This is a genomic window from Salipiger sp. 1_MG-2023, assembly GCF_030547555.1.
In the GTDB taxonomy this organism is placed as follows: Bacteria; Pseudomonadota; Alphaproteobacteria; order Rhodobacterales; family Rhodobacteraceae; genus Salipiger.
Window position 1 is genome coordinate 1 of the sequence record NZ_JAUOQN010000067.1, and the last position, 21755, is coordinate 21755.

12 protein-coding genes and 5 pseudogenes are annotated in these 21755 nt (G+C 63.9%); 6 read left to right on the forward strand and 11 right to left on the reverse strand.

The features are described from left to right. From Q4543_RS21005 to Q4543_RS21020, 4 genes and pseudogenes are all read left to right on the forward strand, one after another. Positions 1-715: pseudogene (locus tag Q4543_RS21005) on the forward strand (IS256 family transposase); the annotation flags it as partial. Between the two features lie 64 nt (positions 716-779). Beyond that, positions 780-1007: pseudogene (locus tag Q4543_RS21010) on the forward strand (transposase); the annotation flags it as partial. 277 nt (positions 1008-1284) lie between these two features. Further along, positions 1285-1749: an IS110 family transposase gene (locus Q4543_RS21015; protein ID WP_303441564.1), complete on the forward strand. Its 465-nt coding sequence runs from the start codon at positions 1285-1287 to the stop codon at positions 1747-1749. Between the two features lie 16 nt (positions 1750-1765). Then, positions 1766-2082: pseudogene (locus tag Q4543_RS21020) on the forward strand (IS3 family transposase); the annotation flags it as partial. Here the strand turns inward: Q4543_RS21020 and istB are convergent. The 4 genes and pseudogenes from istB to Q4543_RS21040 form a co-directional block, all read right to left on the reverse strand. After that, the gene (gene istB / locus Q4543_RS21025) at positions 2073-2831 is read right to left on the reverse strand and encodes an IS21-like element helper ATPase IstB (protein WP_303441565.1); all 759 of its coding nucleotides are present in this window, start codon (positions 2829-2831) and stop codon (positions 2073-2075) included. The pseudogene Q4543_RS21020 and the gene istB overlap by 10 nt on opposite strands. 10 nt (positions 2832-2841) lie before the next feature. Continuing rightward, a pseudogene (gene istA, locus Q4543_RS21030) lies at positions 2842-4409 on the reverse strand (IS21 family transposase). 347 nt (positions 4410-4756) lie between these two features. Next, positions 4757-5158, reverse strand: a complete 402-nt coding sequence (locus Q4543_RS21035) for a response regulator (protein ID WP_216004930.1) — start codon at positions 5156-5158, stop codon at positions 4757-4759. 78 nt (positions 5159-5236) lie between these two features. Beyond that, a complete protein-coding gene (locus tag Q4543_RS21040; RefSeq protein WP_303441568.1) occupies positions 5237-7774 on the reverse strand; it encodes a CheR family methyltransferase in 2538 nt (845 codons plus the stop codon). 156 nt (positions 7775-7930) lie between these two features. Here Q4543_RS21040 and Q4543_RS21045 point away from each other — a divergent pair, with 156 nt between their 5' ends. Then, complete coding sequence (locus Q4543_RS21045; protein WP_303441570.1) at positions 7931-8302, forward strand: response regulator; 372 nt, start codon at positions 7931-7933, stop codon at positions 8300-8302. Between the two features lie 1517 nt (positions 8303-9819). Continuing rightward, a pseudogene (locus tag Q4543_RS21050) lies at positions 9820-10530 on the forward strand (ATP-binding protein); the annotation flags it as partial. A gap of 10 nt (positions 10531-10540) precedes the next feature. On the opposite strand, the gene Q4543_RS21055 reads toward Q4543_RS21050, so the two are convergent. The 7 genes from Q4543_RS21055 to Q4543_RS21085 all read right to left on the reverse strand — a co-directional run bounded on the left by Q4543_RS21055 (position 10541) and on the right by Q4543_RS21085 (position 21291). Then, the gene (locus Q4543_RS21055; protein ID WP_303441572.1) at positions 10541-12370 is read right to left on the reverse strand and encodes a bifunctional diguanylate cyclase/phosphodiesterase; all 1830 of its coding nucleotides are present in this window, start codon (positions 12368-12370) and stop codon (positions 10541-10543) included. 189 nt (positions 12371-12559) lie between these two features. Continuing rightward, positions 12560-14359: an NAD(P)/FAD-dependent oxidoreductase gene (locus Q4543_RS21060; RefSeq protein WP_303441574.1), complete on the reverse strand. Its 1800-nt coding sequence runs from the start codon at positions 14357-14359 to the stop codon at positions 12560-12562. Positions 14360-14506: 147 nt separating this feature from the next. Beyond that, positions 14507-16219 carry a sigma-54-dependent Fis family transcriptional regulator gene (locus Q4543_RS21065; protein WP_303441576.1) on the reverse strand — a complete coding sequence of 571 codons (1713 nt, stop codon included), beginning with the start codon at positions 16217-16219 and terminating at the stop codon, positions 14507-14509. Positions 16220-16302: 83 nt separating this feature from the next. Beyond that, a complete protein-coding gene (locus tag Q4543_RS21070) occupies positions 16303-16944 on the reverse strand; it encodes a hemolysin III family protein (RefSeq protein WP_303441578.1) in 642 nt (213 codons plus the stop codon). Positions 16945-17205: 261 nt separating this feature from the next. Beyond that, positions 17206-19401, reverse strand: coding sequence for a 3-hydroxyacyl-CoA dehydrogenase NAD-binding domain-containing protein (locus tag Q4543_RS21075; RefSeq protein ID WP_303441580.1), 2196 nt, complete (start codon positions 19399-19401; stop codon positions 17206-17208). 12 nt (positions 19402-19413) lie between these two features. Then, a complete protein-coding gene (locus Q4543_RS21080; protein ID WP_303441583.1) occupies positions 19414-20625 on the reverse strand; it encodes an acetyl-CoA C-acetyltransferase in 1212 nt (403 codons plus the stop codon). A 27-nt stretch (positions 20626-20652) separates the two neighbouring features. Next, complete coding sequence (locus Q4543_RS21085) at positions 20653-21291, reverse strand: glutathione S-transferase family protein (RefSeq protein ID WP_303441584.1); 639 nt, start codon at positions 21289-21291, stop codon at positions 20653-20655. Positions 21292-21755: the final 464 nt, after the last annotated feature.

Here is a 21755-nt window from a genome sequence, read left to right on the forward strand (position 1 = left end):
GCCGTGATAATAGCGGTGGCTGTGAACGAGGACGGCAAGCGTGAGGTTCTCGGCGTCGCCACCGGCCCCTCCGAGGCGTTCAGGGGCTTACGCCGCCCCACTGGGGCGACGGTCCCCTTCACCCTTCTGGACCGAGTTCCTGCGCTCCCTCGCCGATCGCGGCCTGCGCGGGGTGAAGCTGGTGATTGCCGACGACCACAAGGGTCTACGAGCCGCCGCGCGCCGGGTCTTCAACGCGACGCACCAGCGCTGTCGCGTTCACTGGATGAGAAACGCGCTGGCCCATGCTCCGACCAAGCAGCGCACGGCTGTGGCGGCAATGCTGAAGACAATCTTCGCCCAGGAAAACAAGGCAGATGCCGAAGCCCAGTGGGAGGTCGTGGCGGACGCACTGCGCGAGAAGCAGGCGAAGCTCGGTGCCCTCATGGACGCCTCGCGCGACGACGTCCTCGCCTACATGACCTTTCCCCAGCAACACCGGACAAAGCTGCACAGCACGAACCCGATCGAGCGCCTGAACGGCGAGATCAAGCGGCGGACCGATGTCGTCGGGATCTTTCCGAACGAGGCATCCATCCGCAGATTGGTGGGCGCCATCCTGATGGAGCAGACCGAGGAATGGACCGTGCAGCGCGGAAGATACCTGACACTGGAAACGCTGGCCCCAGTCTGCGATGGTGTCCTGGTCAGCCTGCCTGCGGCGCAGCGCGACTGACAAGCTCGGCCCGCCGGTGAGCGCGAGGCCCGTCGTGAGCTACACCATCAGTTGGGACATCATCAAGGGCATCGCCCTGGCCCATATCCAGCCCGGGAAACCGCAGCAGAACGCTTATGTCGAGCGCTACAATCGGACGGTCCGGCACGAGTGGCTGGACCTCCACATCTTCGAAACCATCGACGAGGTGCAGCAGATTGCCACCGAGTGGCTCTGGTCCTACAACAACGAACGCCCCAACATGGGAAACGGCGGGATGACGCCCGCCCAGAAACTGAGCATGGCCGCGTAAATTCTACGACCAAGCCCCCGTAAAAACGGGGGGATTACCCATGCCAAGACGCAGACCGGGTCATCGGAGATGATCCGCCATCTGAAGATCGCGCGAGACAGCGCTGTCAAAGCCAAGTTTCAAGTGATGATCACTTTGAAAACATTTATTATCAACGCGCCAGCCACACTCCGCGATACACTCGATGCGATCAGGGGGCGGAACTCCTTGATACGCCATGTGGCGGCATTGCGAGCGGGAGAGATTACGTCGCCAACGGCTATCCGCTAAAGCGGCCATGCGCGCGATCGCACGGCGCTGGCTTGCTCTGCATGAGGAAATCCAAGCGCACGAACAGGTACTTGATCGGTTGGTTCGCGAGAAAGCGCCCGCGCTGATGAAATCGCATGGCATCTCCACAATGACCGTAGCCGAGATGCTGATCCTCGTGGGAGACAATCCTGAGCGCATCAAATCCGAAGCCGCCTTGGCCAAGCTGTGTGGCGTCTGTCCGATCCCGGCATCCAGCGGCAAGACAAACCGGATGCGTTTGAACCGCGGCGGCAACCGGCAAGCCAACGCTGCTATCTACCGTCTGACCATTGTGCCTATGCGGGATGATGAGAGGACCAAAGCCTATGCCGTTCGACGAACGTCCGAAGGCAAAACTCGGCGTGAAATCATGCGTTGCATCAAGCGATACATTGTCCGCGAAATATTCCGCCACCTCTGCGCCCCGCCGACGGCGCCCATCTATACTTGACTGACATAGGAGCATCAATGCTTTGGCTGAACCATCAACGGCCTCTACAAGACCGAAGTCATCCATCGGCGCGGCCCATGGCGTAGCTTCGAGGCCGTCGAATACGCGACGCTGGAATGGGTGGACTGGTTCAACAACCGCCGACTTCTTGCGCCCATCGGGAACGTTCCGCCAGCCGAGGCAGAAGCCAACTTCTACGCAGCTCTGAATACTGAATGCGTATTCCGGAGCATGGGCCCACTCATTCCGACAACATGCGCCCACTTGTTCCGGGGTATCCGCCCACCGGTGACGCGTTGCCGTGAGGCAGCGTGTTTTGGGTATCAGGTTTGAGGCATTTCGTCATCCATGTTGGCGATGGTTTTGCGCATGGACGCGCCCTCGAGTTCGAGGCGGTAAGCGTTATGCACGATGCGATCGAGGATGGCGTCTGCGAACGTCGGCTCGCCGATGACGTCGTGCCAGGCGGTAATGGGCAACTGGCTGGTGATCATGATAGAGGCGCGGCCATACCGTTCTTCGACGATTTCCATCAGGTCGCGGCGCTGCGTGGCGGTGAGCCGGTCCGGCCCCCAATCATCCAGGATTAGCAGCTGGGCTCTGGTGATGCTGCGGAACAGGCGGGGGAAGCGTCCGTCTCCATGGGCCAGTTCCAGCTCTTCGAAGAGGCGGGGCACCCGTTTGTAGACCACGGTGACGCCGTCGCGACAGGCCGCTTGCGCCAGGGCACATCCGAGCCAGGTTTTCCCGACCCCACAGGGGCCGGTGATGATCAGGCTGCGTTTGTCGGTGATCCATTTGCCGCTGAGCAGGCTCTGGAACAGTGCCTTGTCGAGGCCGCGCCGCGCACGGTAGTCGACATCCTCCGGGCAAGCGCCCACATGGCGCAGCCTGGCGGAGCGCATGCGGCCCTCGAAGCGCTTGGTTTCGCGGCTGGCGTTTTCGCGGTCGACCAGCAGGCCAAGCCACTCGGCGTGGCTGAGGTCTGCAGCAGCATCCTGAGCCTGTAGTTCGGCAAAGGCTTCGGCCATACCGTCCAGTCGCAGGGCTTTCAGATGATCGAGGGTTGGGTGGTCAAGCATTGTGTTCCTTTCAATGGAAATAGTCGGCGCCACGGATATTGGTGTGGGTGATGGCAGGCTCCTCCGTGGCGCGGGTGCGGGGCTTGCTATCCAGCCCATTCCTCAGGATCGAATGGACTGATGAGTAGGATCGGGCGTTGATCTCCAAGGCGCGATTGCAGGCGGCATCGAGGCGGTCCCGGCCGAACTTGTCAGCCAGCCGGATCACGTCCAGACAGGTGCGATAGCCTTGTTCGGAGTGCTTGCGGTCTCGCATCACGACCTCGGCGAACATCGCGACGTTCGGCCCGATACGAGCGGCCCAGGCCTGGATGCGCTGCGGCGTCCAGTCTTCGCGGAACCTGTGGTGCGCGGGCATGTGATCGCGCTGTGTGGAGTGCTGCCCGTTCCCGGAGGTGCGCACATGGGAGGCGACACGCTGCCCGATATGGAAGACTTCGACCGTCCGGGCGGTGATGCGCGCCCATAGTTCCTTCTTCAGCAACGGATGGGGCACGGAGTAATAATGCCGGTCAATCGCGATGTGGTAATCGAGCCCGGCGCGGCACTTCTTCCATTCTGCATAGACATAAGGCGCCACGGGCAGCGGCTTCAGGGCGGGCCTGTCCAGCTGTTCGAACAGCTGCCTGCGACTGGCGCCGAGATGGCGCGAGACCTTGTCGTTGAGCCGGTCCAAAAGTGGGCGAATGGCAGCGTTCACGTCCTCAAGGCTGAAGAACTGACGGTTGCGCAACCGTGCCAGGATCCAGCGTTCAACCAGTAAAACCGCGCCTTCGACTTTTGCTTTATCCTTTGGTTTGTGGGGGCGTGCCGGAACCACGGCCGTGTCGTAATGCGCGGCCAGATCCCCATAGGTCCGGTTGATCACAGGGTCGTAGAAGCACGCCTTGGTGACCCCAGCCTTCAGGTTGTCCGCTGCCCGGCAGTTGTTTGCTTGCAAACAATGAGAGGGGACACGACCTGCGCCGTCACACCCCCGAGAAAGGCGAAGGCGCGCACATGGCTCGCGACCCAATCCGGCAGCGATTGCGTCCAGGTCGCCTCCGCAAAGGTGTAGCTCGATGCCCCGAGGGCTGCGACAAACAGCTGTGCCGGGCGCACTTCGCCGGTCATGGGGTTGATCACGTCGATCGTGTGCCCCGCGTAATCGACAAACAGCCGCTCACCCGCTGGATGGCGCTGGCGCATCACCGGCGACAGCTTGCCTTCCCATCGCGTGTAAAGTTCGCAAAATCGGGAGTAGCCGTAGCCTTGCGTGTGATCGGCGCGATATTCCTCCCAGAGCAACGACAGCGTCACGCCCTTGCGGCGCAATTCACGGTGGACCTGTGCCCAGTCAGGCTGGGCCGCGATCCGTTGGGTGTTCTGGTAGGCCCGATCAAACAGGCGATGCTCGAGGTCTGTATCGGACATCTCCGGCGGAAGCGGCCAGCTCAGGCCCAACTCAGCGGCAGGATCAAGATAGCCCCGAAGAGTGGTGCGTCCGATCGCAAGGCTCGACGCAATCTGGCGCGTCGACAACCCCTCGGCAGAAAGCCGTAAAACATCTCGTATCTTCCGCATCGGCAATCTCTTCATCGGGCTTCCTTCGTGCCAAAAGGGCGGAAGGTAGCCGGTTACAGATTGCCCCGCAGCAGCACGTCACAGGGGTGGGCGCATACCCCGGAATCGGTGGGCGGATGAAATCGGAACGCGTGGGCGCATCAAATCGGAATCGATGGGCCGATCACCCCGGAATACGCATACTGAAGACATGGCCGCGTAACTAACGACAATCAGCCTCCGGCAAAACTGAGGCGATTCAGTCGGATGTTACGGGGCTTGTTGGTTCAGGAAGGCAGGGTATTGCTGCCATGGGCCTGTGTTGCATCGTGGCCCGGAACGAGGTCAGGAGTTCTGTACGTCTGTTCAGATTGAAGCGATGGTCAGGCCCGCACGACCGTGCGATGCATCTTTTCGATGTAGGGGCGGATCACCGGGGCGCGAAAGTTGTCCTTGCTCAGGATCGCTTCGGCGCGGGCATTGCGCACCTTGTCGAACATGAAGGGGGTCGGCCAGTCGCTGACCACAAGCACCGGGATGCGTCGCCATGCCTTGCTCTGGCCAAGTTCCGAAACAAAGTCTGCCCCGTAGCCATCGGGCAGTACGTTATCGAGGATGATCAGTGCGAAGTGCGCTTGTGTCAGGAACTGTCTGGCGGTCTTGAGATCATGCGCGAAGCTGATCTCGAACCGGGGCGCGCAGACCTGTTTGAGAACCCGACGGAACATTTCCCGGTCGGCAGCAGAATCCTCGATCACGAGAATCGTCTTGGTCGTGTCGCTCATTTGCTGCCCCACCATTCGCCTGCGCTTCTGTGACGTTTCTAGCAGGTAAGCGTTAGCAAATGGTTGTTCTCGAAGCGCTCATGCCTCTGGGCGGATGATCACGAACACGCCCTTGTAGGTGCCGCTGCTGTGCTTGCCAAGCGCGCTTTGCACGTCGATTGTCATCTTGCGCCCTTCATGCATGCCTTGCGCGCTCACCGTCGTCTTACCCTCGAGCACATCTTTCGCAGCCTGCGTCAGGTCGATGAAATCGAACCTTGGTCCGATCACGCTCAATTTTCGGTTGATGTCATGTGGCTCTAGCGCAAAGAGCCGCTCCACCAACCGGCTGAATCGCTTTACCTGCAAGCTGTCGTCCAGCACCATCACCCCGGTGCCGAGCAGTTCCAGCAGCTGCTCTGTCTCGTTGTTGAGCAAGGACAGCTCAAGGATCTTGCGCTCGTGCTCGGCGCTGACCATGACCAGCTCCTCGTTGACCGCGTGCAGTTCTTCGTTCGAGCTTTGCAGCTCTTCGTTCGAGACCTGCAGTTCCTCGTTCGAGGCCTGCAATTCCTCGTTCGAGGCCTGCAATTCCTCGCCGCTCGCCTCAAGCCGTTGGGTCACATGCTGCAGCGTCTCTTCAGTCAGACGCAGATCGCGCTCCAGCTCGTGCACACGCTTTGCCAGCAGCATCGCGTCCTGCGAGCTGATCTCTTCGCCCGCCTGTTCGATGGGTTTGCAGGTCGGCTGGTTGCTCTCTGCCTCGAGCCGCAGGCGGATCAGCATGAGCGCGGGCTTGGACGCCCGGTCCAGCGGTTCGAAGGTCAGGGTCAGGGCCTGCGGATGCATCTCGCCGATGTCGATCTCGACGCGGCGTGAGAAGGTATCGAAGTCCCCCGAGCGGAGTTTCTCCAGAGCCACGTTGATGACGAAATGCAGGTCGTGGTGCAGGATGTGCTCAACCGACCAGTCGGTCAGGTTGCTGCGCGTATCGACAAAGGCGCTGGCGGCGCCGAACCAGCTCAGCACCTCGGAATCCGAGGTCACGAGAAAGGACGCGGGCGTGTAGCGCTTGAGCAGCACATCATAGGCCCGCATCAGCGCCTCGCGCCCGCGCAGGTCGGCGAATTCACGCAGAACCGGCGACATCTTCGGGCGGATCACCGGGATGCTGTCATCGTTCTGGGCATGCAGCGGTTGGGCGCGACGACCGATGCTGCGCGTCATCACCGATTTGTCGAACACCCGGTGCCCGGTGGCCTTGCGGAACATCCGCCAGCGGGCATTGATCGTCTCGAAATCCTGGTCAAAACGTCCCAGCGTCTCGGAGGGGCCAAGCAGCAGAACGCCATGCTTGCGCAATCCGAACACGAACATCGAGATCACCCGGGCTTGCGCAGTGTCGCGCAGGTAGATCAGCAGATTGCGGCAGGAGACCAGATCGAGATCCAGAAAAGGCGGATCGCTGAGCGCGTCATGCACGGAAAAGATGATGCGCTGGCGCAGCGTCGGCGAGACCGTATAGCGGCAGCCGGTGCGGGTGAAATATTTCGCGCGCAGCTCTTTGGGAATCTTGCTGATCGCTTCGGCGGAATAACTACCGGTCGAGGCAAAATCGATCGACTGGCGGTGCACATCGGTTGCGATGATGCGAAAGCTGTTGTTCTTGCCAGCGCGTTCCATCGCCTCGGACAGCTCGATGCCGAGGGTATAGGCCTCTTCGCCGCTGGCACAGCCGGCGACCCAGATCCGGATGGTCTCGTCTTCGGATTTCTTGTGCACCAGTGGCTCGATGGCGGTTTCGCGCAGCAGATCGATGGCCTCGGGGTCGCGGTAGAATTCGGTCACGCCGATCAACAGATCCTGATAAAGTTCGCTGATCGCTTCCGGGCTGTTCTGAAGCAGTTCCAGATACTGGCGGGGCTCGTCGATGTCGCGCAGGGTCTGGCGCCGGCCGATCCGCCGCTGCACATTGATTTCCTTGTACGCGCTGAAATCCAGATTGTGATGCCGTTCAAGCAGTTCAAGGATGGCATTGGTCACATCGGTCTCGGAGCTGATCTCGGCGGCGCGCGAATGCAGCCCGGCTTCGAACATCCCGCGAATTTCCCCCGGCAGGCAGCCTGCCGAGGCGATGCGATCATGGATTCCAAGCGACAAGGCGGCGCGCGGCATCGATGGAAAATCGGCCTCTTGCGGCGATTGCACCAGCAGGGCGCCGCCAGCCGCTTGCAGGATCTGCGCGCCATTCGATCCGTCGCGGCCCGATCCTGACAGGATGACCGCTGCGGTCGGCTCGCCGCCGCGAGAGGCGAGCGAGGCGAACAGGCTGTCGATCGGCAGATGCGGGACAAGATCCTTTGCGCCGTAGGTCGAGGTTCGGAAGATGTTGACGTCCAGCGTCGAGCGCGTGTTGGGCCGGTTGAGGTAGATCGTGTTCGGCTCGATCGCAAGGCCATCGTCGATATGCAGGACACGCAGCCGGGTCTTGCGCGCAAGAACCTCGTTCATCACCGACCAGTAATCCGCAGACAGGTGCTGTATCACGATATAGCACCAGCCCGCATCCTCGGGCGCGTTTTCGAAGAAGTCCTCAAGGGGGGTGAGCCCTCCGGCCGACACACCGATTGCAACCACAGGGATAGTCGAAGATGTCCCGACCGCAGGGTCGGAATTTGCGTCACTGGCCAAAACTGTCACCCTAAAATCACTTGTCGTAGCTATGAGCGTAGCACATACTAAAACTCGAACAAGCGCCGCAGGATCCACGCGCCCTACAACCGGAGCGAGACTATGGCACATCTCTTGCTGGCTGATGACGACCCGCTGTTCTGTACGTCCTTTCAATCCGGAATGAGCGCCCTTGGCCATGAGGTCGAGACCGCGAGCACGGGGGATGAGGCGTTCGACCGGCTCAAGAGTCTGGATGGGGCGGTCGATCTGGTCTTTCTCGACATCCTGATGAGCGGCGGGGGCGGTGTCATCACGCTGCATCGCATTCGCGATCTCTGGCCGAATTTGCCGGTAGTGGTGATCACAGGGCGATCTGAACTTCTGGACTCGCCGCTATTCATCGACGGGCTGACGCTGGCCAATGACCGTCTTTCGAAACCCGCGCGGCTTCAGGAATTCGACAAGGTGGTCACGCGGCTTCTCGGACCCTGATCGTGACGGTGCGGCAGCCCAGAGCAGGGCGCGGCGCCGCCCCGACATCGGCCCGGCCGGTACGTCTGCTGGCCGGACTGGCGGTTTGTCTGGCCGCGTTGGCCTTGCTGGGCTGGGTCTGGCCACGCGCCTCTGTCGCCGCGCGTCTGGCACCGGAGTTTCCGGCAATGGTGCCGGTCACGGCCTTGATCGTGCTTCTGCTTGCAACCGCTCTGTGGCTTGAGGATCGCAAGGGCGGGCGTCTGGCGGCGATGGCGGTCGCTGCCGGAGCGGTCCTCGTGCTTCTCAGCACAGGCGGCGCTGCCGTTCAGAGCGACCGCGTGGCGATCGGTACGGCGCTCGGCGCGCTGCTGTTGGCCGCATCGATCCTGCTTTGCCGCTGGGCCTTGCTGTCTTCGCTCTGTGCGAGCGCTGTGCTGTTGCTGTCGTTCTGGTGCCTGCTGGGATATCTGGTCGATGCGCGTGCGCTGTTCGACTTTCCACTGCTGTCGGGCATGTCGATGCCGACCGCGCTGTGTCTGGCGCTCTTGTCGCTTGCCGCGCTGCTGCGCCTTGGGGCGCGCAGCTGGATGGGGCTGCTGATCGGCCCGGGCGCCGCTGCCCGGTCGGCGCGCTTTGGGATGGTCATCGCGCTGGGTCTGCCGGTGGGGCTGGCGATGCTGTTGCGGGCTGGCGCGGCCAAGGGCAGCCTGCCGCCCTCGCTGGAGATCGCACTGCTCACCGGCGTGATCACCGCTGTTTCGGTGGCGATGGTGCTGGCGCTGAGCCGTGAGCGCGCCCGCGCCGAAGAATTGCAGCATGGCGAAAACCTCTGGTTGCGCCGGGTCTTCGACACCACTGGCGTCGCCGCGATGGTGTTCGATCACAACGGTCTGCCGATCCTGTCGAACCGCCTTGCCCAAGACATGACGCGTGGCTCGGGCGGTCCGCTGGCATGGCTGACGCAGACCCGGTTCTTTGTCCCGGGCTCGCTAGAGCCTCTGGAGGGGGCCCGGCACCCTGCGGCGCTGGTCCGCGGGGCGGCGCTGGAGGGGCGGCACTATGTGGGCTGGATCGACCCGGAGCGCGGCCAGCGTGACCTTGGCCTTTACGTTCACCGCGTCAGCGACATGCCGGGCCGGGCCGGTATCGTCATTCTGACCGTGGTCGATGAAACCGAAAGCTGGGCCGCGCGCGACCACATCACCCGGATCGGACGGCTCGAGACGGTGGGGTTGATGGCAAGCAGCGCCTCGCATGAATTCGGCAACATCTTCGGCGCTTTGCAGCTGACTGCGGATGTCGGGCAACTGACCTCGAGCGGGCGGACCCGCGCCCAGTTCGACGCGGTCTCCGAGGCCTGTCGGCGCGGCGCGGCGATGACGCAGCGCCTGCTCGACCTGTCCTGCGACGGGGTTGCGGTGTCCGAGCCGGTGGAACTAGTGGCGTTGCTGCGCGAGGCAGAGCCACTGCTGAACGCGGCACTATCTGGCGAGGTCGCGCTGCGGTTCGAGCTTCCTAGCGCGCCGGTCACGGTGATGTGCAACCGCAGCGATCTGGTGGCGATGCTGATGAACCTTGCGCTGAACGGGCGCGATGCGATCCGGGACAGGGCGGGCGCCTCCTCGGTTCTGACGCTGCGGCTGGTTGTGTCGCAGGCGCGGGCGGCCATCGAGGTCGAAGACCATGGCACCGGAATGTCCGAGGAAACGCTCGCCCGCGCCGCCACGCCGTTCTACACGTCGCGGCGCAGCGGCGCCGGGCTGGGGCTCTCGATGGCAGACCGTTTTGCACAGCGCAATGGCGGCACGCTGACGCTGCAATCGACCCTTGGCACGGGCACGACGGCGCGGCTGGAGCTGCCGCTAGCCGGGCGTGCGCTTGCGCCGCAGGGCGCGCCTGCCGACGCCCTCGCCGATCTGTCAGGCATGCGGGTGCTGATGGTCGAGGATGATCCGCAGTTCCGCAATGCCTTGTCCGGCGCGCTGAGGTCTGCTGGCGCCGTGCTCGCCCTCGAGAATGCCGCCGAACCGGCGATTGAGCGGCTGGAAAACGGTGAGGGTTTCGATCTGCTGCTGTCTGACATCCGTCTGCCGGGCGGAATGAGCGGCATCGCGCTGGCGCAGCGCGCCGTGCAGCGATGCCCCGGCCTGCCGGTGCTGCTGATGACCGGCTATCATGAAGATGCCCCTGGCGTGCGCGACAGCGCCTTTGTCGTGCTGCGCAAGCCGATGAGCCTGACCTTGCTGAGCAATGCGATCAGGATCGTTCGGGCTGACGCTGCGGATCACGGGCCGCCAGCGTCGAGCGATGATCGAATGTCTCGATCGGCGCAGGCGCCGCAAACAGATAGCCCTGCACGAGACGGCAGCCAAGCGCGCTGAGCAGCCGGGCGGTGGCGCAGGTTTCGACCCCTTCGGCGATCACATCCAGCTGCAGCGTGCGCGCGATGTCGATCAACGCGCGGGCAAAGATCGCATCCTCGTCGCTGCGGGCGGCATTCTCGATATAGCTGCGATCCAGCTTGATGATGTCGACCGGCCAGTCGCGCAGATGCGACAGCCCGCCATAGCCGGTACCGAAATCATCCAGCGCGACCTTGGCGCCGCGGCTGCGCATTTCCTTGAGGTTCTGGAACACCGGGCCGTTGATCGGGCCAAGCATTGTGCCCTCGGTCACCTCGATGACGATCTGCCGCCATTCGATGTCGTAACGCGCCAGCTGGGCCTGAAGGTCGAAGACAAACTCGGACTTGATCAGGTCGATGGTTCCCAGGTTCAGCGCCAGTGTCTCGGCCCGGTAGCCATCGCGTTTGGAAAAGGCGCGCAGCGCGGTTTCGACCATGCGGCGGGTCAGGGTCTCGGCCATCTCGGGATCGGAGATGACGCTGGAAAATTCCGTCGGGCCAAGCACGCCCTTTTGCGGGTGCAACCAGCGCAGCAGCACTTCGAACCCCTTGATGTCGCCGCTGTCAAGATCGACGACAGGCTGGAAATAGGGCTGTATCTCGTCGTTGCGCAGCGCGGCAAGAAAGCGCGGCTTGATCAGCAGCGCGCTGAGGCTCTCGTGGCGCAGCGGATCAAAGGTCACGCCAGTTCCGCGCGCCGCCGCCTTACAGGCATAAAGCGCAGCATCGGCGCATTGCATGAGCGTGTCGACGTCGCAGCCGCAATCCTCGCAGGTCGCAGAGCCGATGCTGACCCGCCCGAGGTTCGGCTTGCCGATCCGCGCCGCGGCGCGCTGAACGTCGCTGACGCAGCTTGTCATCAGCCGATCGACATAGCCGCAGCTGTCCGGAGGCAAAGGGATCAGCGCCGAGAATTCATCGCCGCCAATGCGCCCGATCAGCGCGCCCCGGGGCAGTGCGCGGGTGATCGCGCGGGCGACTTCACGCAGATAGACATCTCCGAAATGGTGCCCGTAGATGTCGTTGACCGATTTGAAATTATCCACGTCGATCATCATGATGGCGTGGTTCTGATGCACGCCGGCCAGCGCTTCCGCGCATCGCATCCGGTAAGCGTTCTGGTTCAGCAGATGCGTCAGCCCGTCGAGTTGAGCCTGTTTCGACAGCCGGCGGCTGCGCTGCATCTCGTTGGCGCAGTCCAGTTCCAGCAGCATCATCTCGCGCCATCGGCTGATGGCGTGGCCAAGCAGGCCGCAGGCATTGAGGGTGTCCGAGATGCCGCTCTGGTCGGGCAGCTGCACGGTCTTCTGGCGGAACGCGAGCAGGCCGAGCACATCGCCATCCTGCGATAGCACGCGCCGCAGGATCAGCGTCCGTCCGGGTTCGATCTCGGTTGCAACCGGGGCGGCGGATTGCTCGCCCGGCAGGGAAATCTCGTCCCAGCTGCTGGTGCCGATCACCTGTTCGATCCAGCCATGCAGGTCCAGCACGTGATCCGGTTGGCGCGAGACCGAAACCGGGTCGATCAGGGGCATCCGGCGCGACGGGCAGGGGATGAAACACAGCGCATCGGTGTCCCGGGACAGGAGCAGATCGAGGATAAGCTCGATCTCTTGCGTGAGGGCTTCTGCGGCGGGGCGCAGGCTGTGCGTATCAGCGGGAAATCTCGATGCAAGCTTCACGAACCGCCAAGTCCTCTTTGTGATCGAAGAGATCCTGCCGTTCAAACCGAACAGGGTGCAATGAGATTCTTGTCCGCGATGATGCTAGGCGTCATCCCTTAACAACTTGTTAACGATAATCGGGCGATTGCCCGAGGTGAGAAGCAGGGCCAGAACCGGGGCCACGCGGCCCCGGCCCGGCGATCCCGATCAGGACAGGTGATGCACCGGCTGCAAGCCGTACACCGGCGTTGGCAGCCCTTCCATGCGCGCCTTGAGCTGAAGGCTCAGATATTGCGAATAATGCCGCGACTGGTGCAGGTTGCCGCCGTGGAACCACAGCGCCTCTTGCTGGGTGGGTTTCCACATGTTGCGCTGCTCGCCTTCCCACGGACCGGGGTCCTTGGTGGTGTCGGAGCCCAGCCCCCAGACCTTGCCGACCTTGTCCGCCATGTCTTGACCCATCAGATCCGCGACCCAGCCATTCATCGAATTATACCCGGTGGCGTAGACCACCAGATCCGCGTCCAGATGGCTGCCGTCGTCAAGGATGACGCCGGTCTCGTCCAGCTCTTCGACCTGTCCGCGCACCAGTTTCACCTTGCCGTCGATGATCAGCTGGCTGGCGCCCACGTCGATGTAATAGCCCGACCCGCGCCGCAGGTATTTCATGAACAGCCCCGAGCCGTCATCGCCCCAATCCAGCCAGAACCCGGCCTTTTCAAGCCCGTCGTAGAACTCCTTGTCGCGCTCCTTCATCTGCTCATAAAGCGGGATCTGCCATTGGTGCATGATCTTATAGGGCAGCGAGGCAAAGATCAGATCGGCCTTTTCTGTGGTCATGCCCGATTGCACCGCCTGTTCGGAATAGAGCGCGCCAAGGCCGATATCCATCAGCGTGTCAGAGCGCACGATATGCGTGGAGGAGCGCTGAAGCATGGTGACATCCGCATCATGTTCCCAAAGCGCAGCACAGATATCATGGGCAGAATTGTTCGAGCCGACCACCACGACCTTCTTGCCCGCATAGGCATCGGGGCCGGGGTGCTGCGAGCTGTGCTGCTGCTCGCCCTTGAAGATGTCCATGCCGGGGAATTCTGGCATGCGCGGCTTGCCCGACATGCCGGTGGCCATCACCAGCTGCTTGGGCCTTAGCACCACCTCGGTGCCGTCGCGATCAACCGTGACCGTCCATTCCTTGGTGGTCTCGTCATAGGTCGCGGATTTGGCGGTGGTGCGGGTCCAGTAATTCAGCTCCATGACCTTGGTGTACATTTCGAGCCAGTCGCCGACCTTGTCCTTGGGGGCAAAGATCGGCCAGTTGTCGGGGAACTTGATGTAAGGCAGGTGGTCGTACCACACCGGGTCATGCAGGCAGAGCGACTTGTAGCGCTTGCGCCAGCTGTCGCCGGGGTTGTTGTTGCGCTCGACGATGATGGTGGGCACGCCCAGCTGGCGCAGCCGCGCCCCCAGCGCGATGCCGCCCTGACCGCCGCCGATGATCAGCACATAGGGCTGTTCGGTATAGCCAAGGGTTTCCGCCTCATGGGCGCGTTCCTCGGACCAGCTGAGCCGGTCCTTGGCAGCGCCATGCTTGGCCCCGAGCGGGCGGTTGAAACCGCGCGGCTCTTCGAACCCCTTCAGTTCCGACATCACGGTCAGCAGGGTCCAGATCTTGCCGTTCCGGAGCCGCAGCAGGCCATAGCCCCGCGCCAGCGCGGTTTCAAAGCGGATCCACGCGGTGGTGACGCCGTCGTCTTCGCTGGGCAGTTCGCCCTCGGCCAGCATCCAGCCGCAGGGCTTTGTGGTGGCAAGCTGGTGTTCCAGTATGTCGCCGACCCCCTCGGGGGTTTCGACGGTCTTCAGGTTCCATGTAAAGGTGACGAGATCGCGCCAGTAGCAATCCTCGGTGAACATGGTCTTGGCGCGGGCAATGTCGCCTTGTTCCAGCGCCTCGCCGAAATCATCGAGAATGGCCTGCGTCTGGGTTGCGAGTGTCGAGTCGAGCATTTTGGTCCTCCCTGTCATGCGTCGTGTGGTCCTCCGCTGCTTAGGCTGGCAGATCGGGGGGCGCGGCGAACAGCGGTTTTGCAGGCATACTGCCGGAAATGTGACGGCGGCGCGGCGCGGCGTTGCGCGCGCAACAGCGGCGCAACGTCAGGGCGGCGTCAGCCCGGCCTTGCGGATGCGGCGCAGGATGGTCGAGCGGTTGACCCCAAGCCGTCGCGCTGCCTGCGACATGTTCCAGCCGCAGGCAAGCAGCACGTCTTCCAGATCGTCGCCTTGGGCAGCGGGCAGGGCGGGAGGCGGCGGCAGGTCGGGCAGGTCGAGCACATCGCCGCCAGATAGCGTCAGCGCCACGTCGAGGGTGCGTTCCAGCTCGCGGATGTTGCCAGGCCATGGGCGGCCCTTCAGCTCGGCGCGGGCAACGGGTGACAGTCGTAGCTCGCCGCTGGAGCGGCGGCGCAGCAGGCGATCGAGCAGCCAGTCGAAATCGGCGCGGTGGCGCAGCGGTGGCAGGTCGATGGTCGCCCCCGCGATGCGATAGAACAGATCGTCGCGCAGATGCTGCGCCAGATCCGGCGCGGGCAGGCGCGAGGAGGCGATGATCCGCAGATCCGGCGCAGCGTCCAGCCGCGCCAGCAACGCGTCCTGCGCCGGGGGCGGCAGGTCTTCGATGCCGCGCAGAAACAGGGTGCCGCTGACCGGCACGTCGATCTGGTCGCTGGCAGCGCAGCGCAGCGCGTGAAAGCCGCGCACCTGCGGGCCGCACAGATGTAGCGCGCGCGCCAGCCGTTCCTTGCCGGTGCCGGTCTCGCCGGTGATCAACAGCGGAAGCGGTGTCAGCGCCAGCTTGCCGGCGCGTGCCAGCAGCCGCGCCATCGCCGGGTCAGGCCCGGCAAAGCTGCCAAGCGCGCCGGGCAGGTCGGGTGCCTGCCGCGGAACAGGCCGGGCTTGCGGCGCGATGGCATGGCCGAACAGCCCTCGCCCGTCTTTGAGCCGCAGCACCCGTTCTTCGGGGGGGCGCCCGCGCATCAGTTCGGGCAGATCGTCCACCGTCAGCTCGGCCAGCTCGTCAATGCGCCGCCCGATCAGCGAGCTGCGCCCGTCGGGCGACAGTACCCGGCGCGCTCCGGCGGTCATGCCCACGATACGCCCCGAGCCATCCAGCGCCACCGCCGCCTCGGGATCGACCTCGAGGAATTCGGGGTTGATCGACAGGCGCAGCACCCAGTCGCGACGGGTCATCGCCATCAGGTTCGCCATCTCGACCCGCCGCGCCGAGGCGGTGACCAGCGACATCGCAAGGTTCTGCGACGGTTTCGGGCTGGGCGAGCGCAGCAGCGAAATATCCAGCACCGCCGAGAGCGCGCCATGGGTGTCAAAGATCGGCGCCGAGGTGCAGGACAGCGGCACATGCGCCAGCCCGAAATGATCGCTTTGATGGATGGTCACCGCATCGCCGGTGATGATGCAGGAGCCGACCCCGCAGGTGCCCGCCAGCTCCTCGGACCAGTTCGACCCAAGTCTCAAACCGGCCTGCGCAAGCTCGTTCTCGAAGCGGGCATCGCCGAAGAAATCGACGCAGACCCCCTTGGCGTCGGACAGCAGCAAGACGTAGTTCTGCCCGGCGACCTGTCGGAACAGCGACTGCAACCCCGAGCGCGCGGTGGCGATCAGCCGTTCGGATTGCTCGCGATGTTCGCGCAATTCAGCCGCCGTAACGATATGCGGCGGCGCGTCGCGGCCGGGCTCCAGCCCGTAACGCTCGACGCAGCGTCGCCAGCTTTCGGCGACGACGGCATCGCGTCCGGTGTCTTGTCCGTCCAGCACGCGGTCGATTTCGGCCACGTGATCCTTGCGCTGCATGGCCGGCCTCCCTTCGGCGCTGCGGGGGCAGGTTGGCACGCCAGAGCGGCGCGTTGAACCGAGACAAAGATCGCAGTTCCGCCCTAGCGCGCCACCAGCAGCACTGATGCGTAATGGCAGGCCGCCGCTGTCAGCACATGCACATGCCAGATCGCGCTGGCGTAAGGGATGCGCCGGGCGTGGTGGAACACCGTGCCGATGGAATAGATCACCCCGCCCGCCACCAGCAGCGCCACCGCCGTGCCATCGAGCCGGATCAGGAATGGCCATGCCGCCAGCCCGCCAAGCCAGCCCTGCGCCAGATACAGCATGAACCCCAGCCGCGCCCATCGCTGCACCGAGGTCAGCTTGAGCGCGATGCCGATCAGCGCGATCACCCAAGAGGCCGTGGTCAGCGCCACCCCCGCCAGCCCGCCGACGCCAAGCAGCGCCATCGGCGTGTAGGTGCCCGCGATCAGCAGGTAGATCGCCGCATGATCGAACCGCCGCAGCACCCGCCGCGTTGGCGCGTGCAAGGTCAGGTTGTAGGCGGCGGAAAAGGCAAAGCTTGCCAGCAGGCCAAGGCCATAGGGCACCAGCGGCCAGAAGGCATGCGGCGGGGCGGCAAGGCGGGCCCAGACGAACAGCGCGGGCACGGCGCCAATGGCGAAACAGGCGCCCAGCACCAGAACGATGCTGTCGGCGAGATGTTCCTGTTCGGTATGGGTCAGCACGTGACGGGTCATGGCGATGCGTTGGTTGCGGGGGCAAGCCCCCGAAGGAGACAAGGCGCGCGCAGTCCGGCACTGCACGCAGGCGCGGCGTCTGAGGCAGGCGCAGGGTTGAAGCGGGTGCGACGGGTTCTGCCGCAGGGCCGGGGTGCAAAGCGCTTCCGGCCCGGTGTCCTGATGATCCGGGACATCCCAAATGCTAACAACGAGACGTTACCAATGTCTCAATCTGCCGCACGATGGCCCCCCGGACGCTTTGCCCGAGAGGCCGCGCGATCACGCCGCGGCGGTGCGGGCAGGGCCGAAGCGCTGGTAAAAGCCGATGCCGTCTTCGGCCATCTCGCGCAGCAGATCGGGGCAGGCAAAGCGCGCGCCATGGGCCTGCGCCAGCGCTTCGCAGCGCTCGGCCGCGTAGGGCGTGCCCAGCATGTCGAGCCAGCCGAACGGGCCGCCCGACCACGGCGCAAAGCCCCAGCCAAGGATCGCGCCGACATCGCCTTCGCGGATGTCGCTCAGCACGCCGTCTTCCAGCGCCCGCACCGCCTCGAGCGCCTGCACGAACAGCAGCCGCTGCTGCACCTCGATCAGCGGAGGCTGCGGCCCGGCGGGATATTTCGCCGCCAGCCCGTCCCACAGCAGCCCGCGCTTGCCCGCTTCGTCATAGTCGTAGAACCCCGCTTTGGCCTTGCGCCCGAGCCGGCCCTCATCCGCCATCCAGAAGATCACCTCATCGACCGCGCCATCGGGATAGGCCTCGCCCATCGCCGACCGCGTCGCCTTGGCGATCTTGACCCCAAGATCGATCGAGGTTTCATCCACCAGTTGCAGCGGCCCCAGCGGCATGCCTACCAGCTTGGCGGCGTTCTCGATCAGCGCTGGGGAAACCCCCTCGGCCACCATGCGGATGCCTTCGTTGATGTAGGGGATGATGCAGCGATTGGCGTAAAAGAACCGCGCATCATTGACCACGATCGGCGTCTTGCGGATCTGCCGCACGAAATCGAGCGCCTTGGCCACGGCCCGCGCACCAGTGGCACGGCCCTTGATGATCTCGACCAGCGCCATTTTTTCGACGGGCGAAAAGAAGTGGATGCCGATGAACTGCTCGGGGTTGTTCGAGGCTTTGGCCAGCTGCGAAATCGGCAGGGTCGAGGTGTTGGTGGCAAAGATGCAATCTTGCGGCGCGTGGCGAAGCACCTGCGCCGTCACCTCGGCCTTGATCTTCGGGTCTTCGAACACCGCCTCGATGATGAGATCGCAGCCCTCTAGCGCGGCGTAATCGTCGGTTGCGGTGATCAGCGCCAGCGCCGCCGCTTTCTGTTCGGGCGTCGTTTTGCGCCGGGCGATGCCCTTGTCCATGTAAGCGGCGGTGTGATCGCGGCCCTTGTCGGCGGCTGCCTTGGATTGATCCACAAGAACCACCTCGATCCCCGCCATGGCCGAGACCAGCGCGATGCCCGCACCCATCATGCCCGCACCGATGACGCCAAGTTTGCGCACCTGCTGCGGCGGCACATCGGGCCGGTTCGCGCCCTTTTCCAACGCTTCCTTGCTAAGGAACAATGACCGGATCATCGCCGCAGACGACGGGTTGAGCAGCACCGAGGTGAACCAGCGCGCCTCGATCTTCAGGGCGGTGTCAAAGGGCACCAGCGCGCCCTCATAGACGGCGGACAGCATCGCCTTGGCCGCCGGGTAGACGCCCTTGGTCTTGCCATGCACCATGGCCGAGGCACCCACAAAGGTCATGAATCCCGCCGGGTGATAGGGGGCGCCGCCCGGCATCTTGTAACCTTTGGCATCCCACGGCTTGACGATATCGGCAGGCTTGGCCGCCAGCACCCATGCTTTGGCGGCGGCGAGCGGGTCGTCGCAGACCTCGTCGATCAGGCCCGCCGCTTTCGCCTTCTTCGGATCGGACAGCTTGCCTTCGAGCAGGTAGGGCGACGCCGCCATCGCGCCCAGCTTGCGCACCAGCCGTGTGGTGCCGCCCGCGCCCGGGAAGATGCCGACCATGATCTCCGGCAGGCCGATCTTGGCCTTGGGATTGTCTGCGGCAAAGATCCGGTGACAGGCCAGCGGGATCTCGAAGCCGATGCCCAGCGCGGTGCCGGGCAGGGCGCAGGCGATGGGCTTGCCGCCCTTGTTCCGCTCATCCATGCCAGCGCGCTCGATCTTGCGCAGGATAGTGTGGATCTGCAGGATCCCGTCCAGGATGCCAGCGGCGGGATCGTCGCCGCCATCCTCGCGCATCTTGGCCAGAACCCCCAGATCCATGCCCCCGGCAAAGCTGCCCGCCTTGCCCGAGGTCAGCACGATGCCGGTGACGGCCTCGTCCGCCAGTGCGTCGTCGACAAGCCGGGACAGCTGGTGAAAGCCCTCGATGCTCATCACGTTCATCGACTTACCGGGCGTGTCCCAGACGATCAGCGCAACGCCGTCGGCGTCGGTGCTCATGGTGAATTCGGTCATGGTATCCCTCCCTCAGAGCCGCTCGATGATGGTGGCCGCGCCCATGCCAGAGGCAACGCAAAGCGTGGCAAGGCCCGTGCCTTTGCCGCTGCGCTCCAGTTCGTCCAGCAGCGTGCCGATGATGATCGCGCCGGTGGCCCCCAGCGGGTGGCCCATGGCGATGGCGCCGCCATTGACGTTGACCTTGTTGCTGTCGACGTCGAAGGCCTGCATGAAGCGCAGGACAACGGCGGCAAAGGCCTCATTGACCTCGATCAGGTCGATGTCGCCGATGGCCATGCCGCTGTCTTGCAGGATCTTCTCGGTCACCGGCACCGGGCCGGTCAACATGATGGTCGGATCAGTGCCGATCTTGGCGGTGGCGCGGATGCGGGCGCGGGGCGTCAGCCCATGCGCCTGCCCAAAGGCCTTGTCGCCAATCAGCAGCGCCGCAGCCCCATCGACAATGCCCGAGCTGTTGCCCGCGTGGTGCACATGCTCGATCTTCTGAAGATGCGGGTATTTCATCAGCGCCAGCTGGTCGAACCCGGGCATGACTTCGCCCATCTCCTTGAAGGCGGGCTTGAGCGCGCCCAGCGCCTGCATATCGGTGCCGGGGCGCATGGACTCGTCCCAATCTAGGATCGCGACGCCATTCTGGTCGCGCACGGTCAGCATGGATCTGGAGAACCGGTCATCAGCCCATGCGGCAGCGGCGCGGCGCTGCGATTCCACCGCCAGCGCATCGACATCATGTCGCGAGAACCCATATTGCGTCGCGATGATGTCGGCGCTGATGCCCTGCGGCACGAAATAGGCCTTCATCGCAATGCTCGGATCGACCGCAATCGCCGCGCCGTCGCTGCCCATGGGCACGCGGCTCATCATTTCGACCCCGCCTGCGATATAGCCGCTGCCGGACCCGCCACGGATCTGGTTGGCGGCAAGGTTTACTGCCTCCATGCCGCTGGCGCAAAAGCGGTTGATCGACAGGCCGGGAATGCGCTGATCCAAGTCAGAGGACAGAACCGCAGAGCGCGCAAGGCAGCCGCCCTGTTCGGCGACCTGCGTGGCATTGCCCCAGATCACATCCTCGACAGCATGGCCCTCCAGCCCGTTGCGCTCGGCGATGGCATTCAGTGTCAGGGCGGATAGCCGCAGCGAGGTCACCTCGTGCAGCGCCCCGTCCTTGCGGCCCTTGCCGCGCGGGGTACGCACGGCATCGTAGATATAGGCCTCGGTCATGTGGTCCTCCTCCTTGGTCGTGTCGGCTCAGACGCGGTCGGCGGGCGAGCCGGGCATCAGATCGTAGGGATGTTTCCAGCCGGGCAGGGCCTCGATGCGCGACAACCAGCGGTCGATGTCGGGCCAGTCCTTGCGGACGAAGCCAAAGGGCTCGGGGTAGAAGAGATAGCCGCAGCACGAAAAATCCGCATTGGTCGGGCCGTCGCCGACCATCCAGTCACGGCCCTGAAGATGCTCGTCGAGCACCTTGTACGCCGCGGCGAGCCGGCCTTGCGCAAAGGCGATCACCTCGGCGGGGCGCTTGTCTTCGGGCAGGAAGTTCATCAGGAACCGCGTCATCCCTGCCTGGCTGGAGAGCTTGTGATTGTCCCAGAAACACCAGCGCATGACCTCACGCGCCTCCTGCGGGCTGGCACCCCCGAATTTCCCGGTTTTCTCGGAGATATACATCTGGATGACGCCAGATTGCGTAAGACGGGTGTCGCTGTCGACGAGCACAGGCACTTCGCCCATCTCGTTCACCTCGGCGCGGTAGGCATCCTTGCGGGTTTCGCCGTTGAAGAAGTCGACCTTCACTGGCTCCCAGTCGAGTCCCGACAGGTGCAGGGGCAAAGCGGCCTTGTAGGCATTTCCCGACTCTCCGAAACAGTAAAGCTTGATCGTCATCGCGTTGTCCTTTGGTTGCGCCAGAATCCGTGATCGGCAGTGGGGGCTTCGCGCCCCCACACCCCCGCGGAGTTTAGGGGCAAGATGAAGGGGGGGGCGCGCCGCGTGTATCCTCAGCCTCATCGCAAGGGAGTCAACGTGACATTCGATTATTTACTTTGCGTTAAGTATGTCGTGGCTAAGATGATCCTGCGTTGCAGACTGGAGAGTTGAGCGGCGTGCAAGGTGAAGCTCCCCCGCCTGCCTGCGTCCCGCTTGGCGGTCGGGCTGACGGGGGAGCCGACCGGGTGCTGCCCATGATCCATTCGGGGTTCGATGTACGGTCTTCAACTTCATCTTGCCCCTAAACTCCACGGGGGTCCGGGGGGGTGAAACCCCCGGGCCGTTTGTATTATACGGGCGCGGGTGGCGGGTGTGTGGGGTGCCTTAACCGTTTAAGCTCAAACACTTAGGCGTTTTGCAGC

Bases quoted from the DNA above. Each gene is read 5' to 3' on its own strand.
- Q4543_RS21075 (WP_303441580.1), bottom strand. From the start codon at position 19,401: ATGACCGAATTCACCATGAGCACCGACGCCGACGGCGTTGCGCTGATC.
- Q4543_RS21070 (WP_303441578.1), bottom strand. From the start codon at position 16,944: ATGACCCGTCACGTGCTGACCCATACCGAACAGGAACATCTCGCCGAC.
- Q4543_RS21085 (WP_303441584.1), bottom strand. From the start codon at position 21,291: ATGACGATCAAGCTTTACTGTTTCGGAGAGTCGGGAAATGCCTACAAG.
- Q4543_RS21035 (WP_216004930.1), bottom strand. From the start codon at position 5,158: ATGAGCGACACGACCAAGACGATTCTCGTGATCGAGGATTCTGCTGCC.
- Q4543_RS21060 (WP_303441574.1), bottom strand. From the start codon at position 14,359: ATGCTCGACTCGACACTCGCAACCCAGACGCAGGCCATTCTCGATGAT.
- Q4543_RS21015 (WP_303441564.1), top strand. From the start codon at position 1,285: ATGCGCGCGATCGCACGGCGCTGGCTTGCTCTGCATGAGGAAATCCAA.
- Q4543_RS21065 (WP_303441576.1), bottom strand. From the start codon at position 16,219: ATGCAGCGCAAGGATCACGTGGCCGAAATCGACCGCGTGCTGGACGGA.
- Q4543_RS21080 (WP_303441583.1), bottom strand. From the start codon at position 20,625: ATGACCGAGGCCTATATCTACGATGCCGTGCGTACCCCGCGCGGCAAG.
- istB (WP_303441565.1), bottom strand. From the start codon at position 2,831: ATGCTTGACCACCCAACCCTCGATCATCTGAAAGCCCTGCGACTGGAC.
- Q4543_RS21045 (WP_303441570.1), top strand. From the start codon at position 7,931: ATGGCACATCTCTTGCTGGCTGATGACGACCCGCTGTTCTGTACGTCC.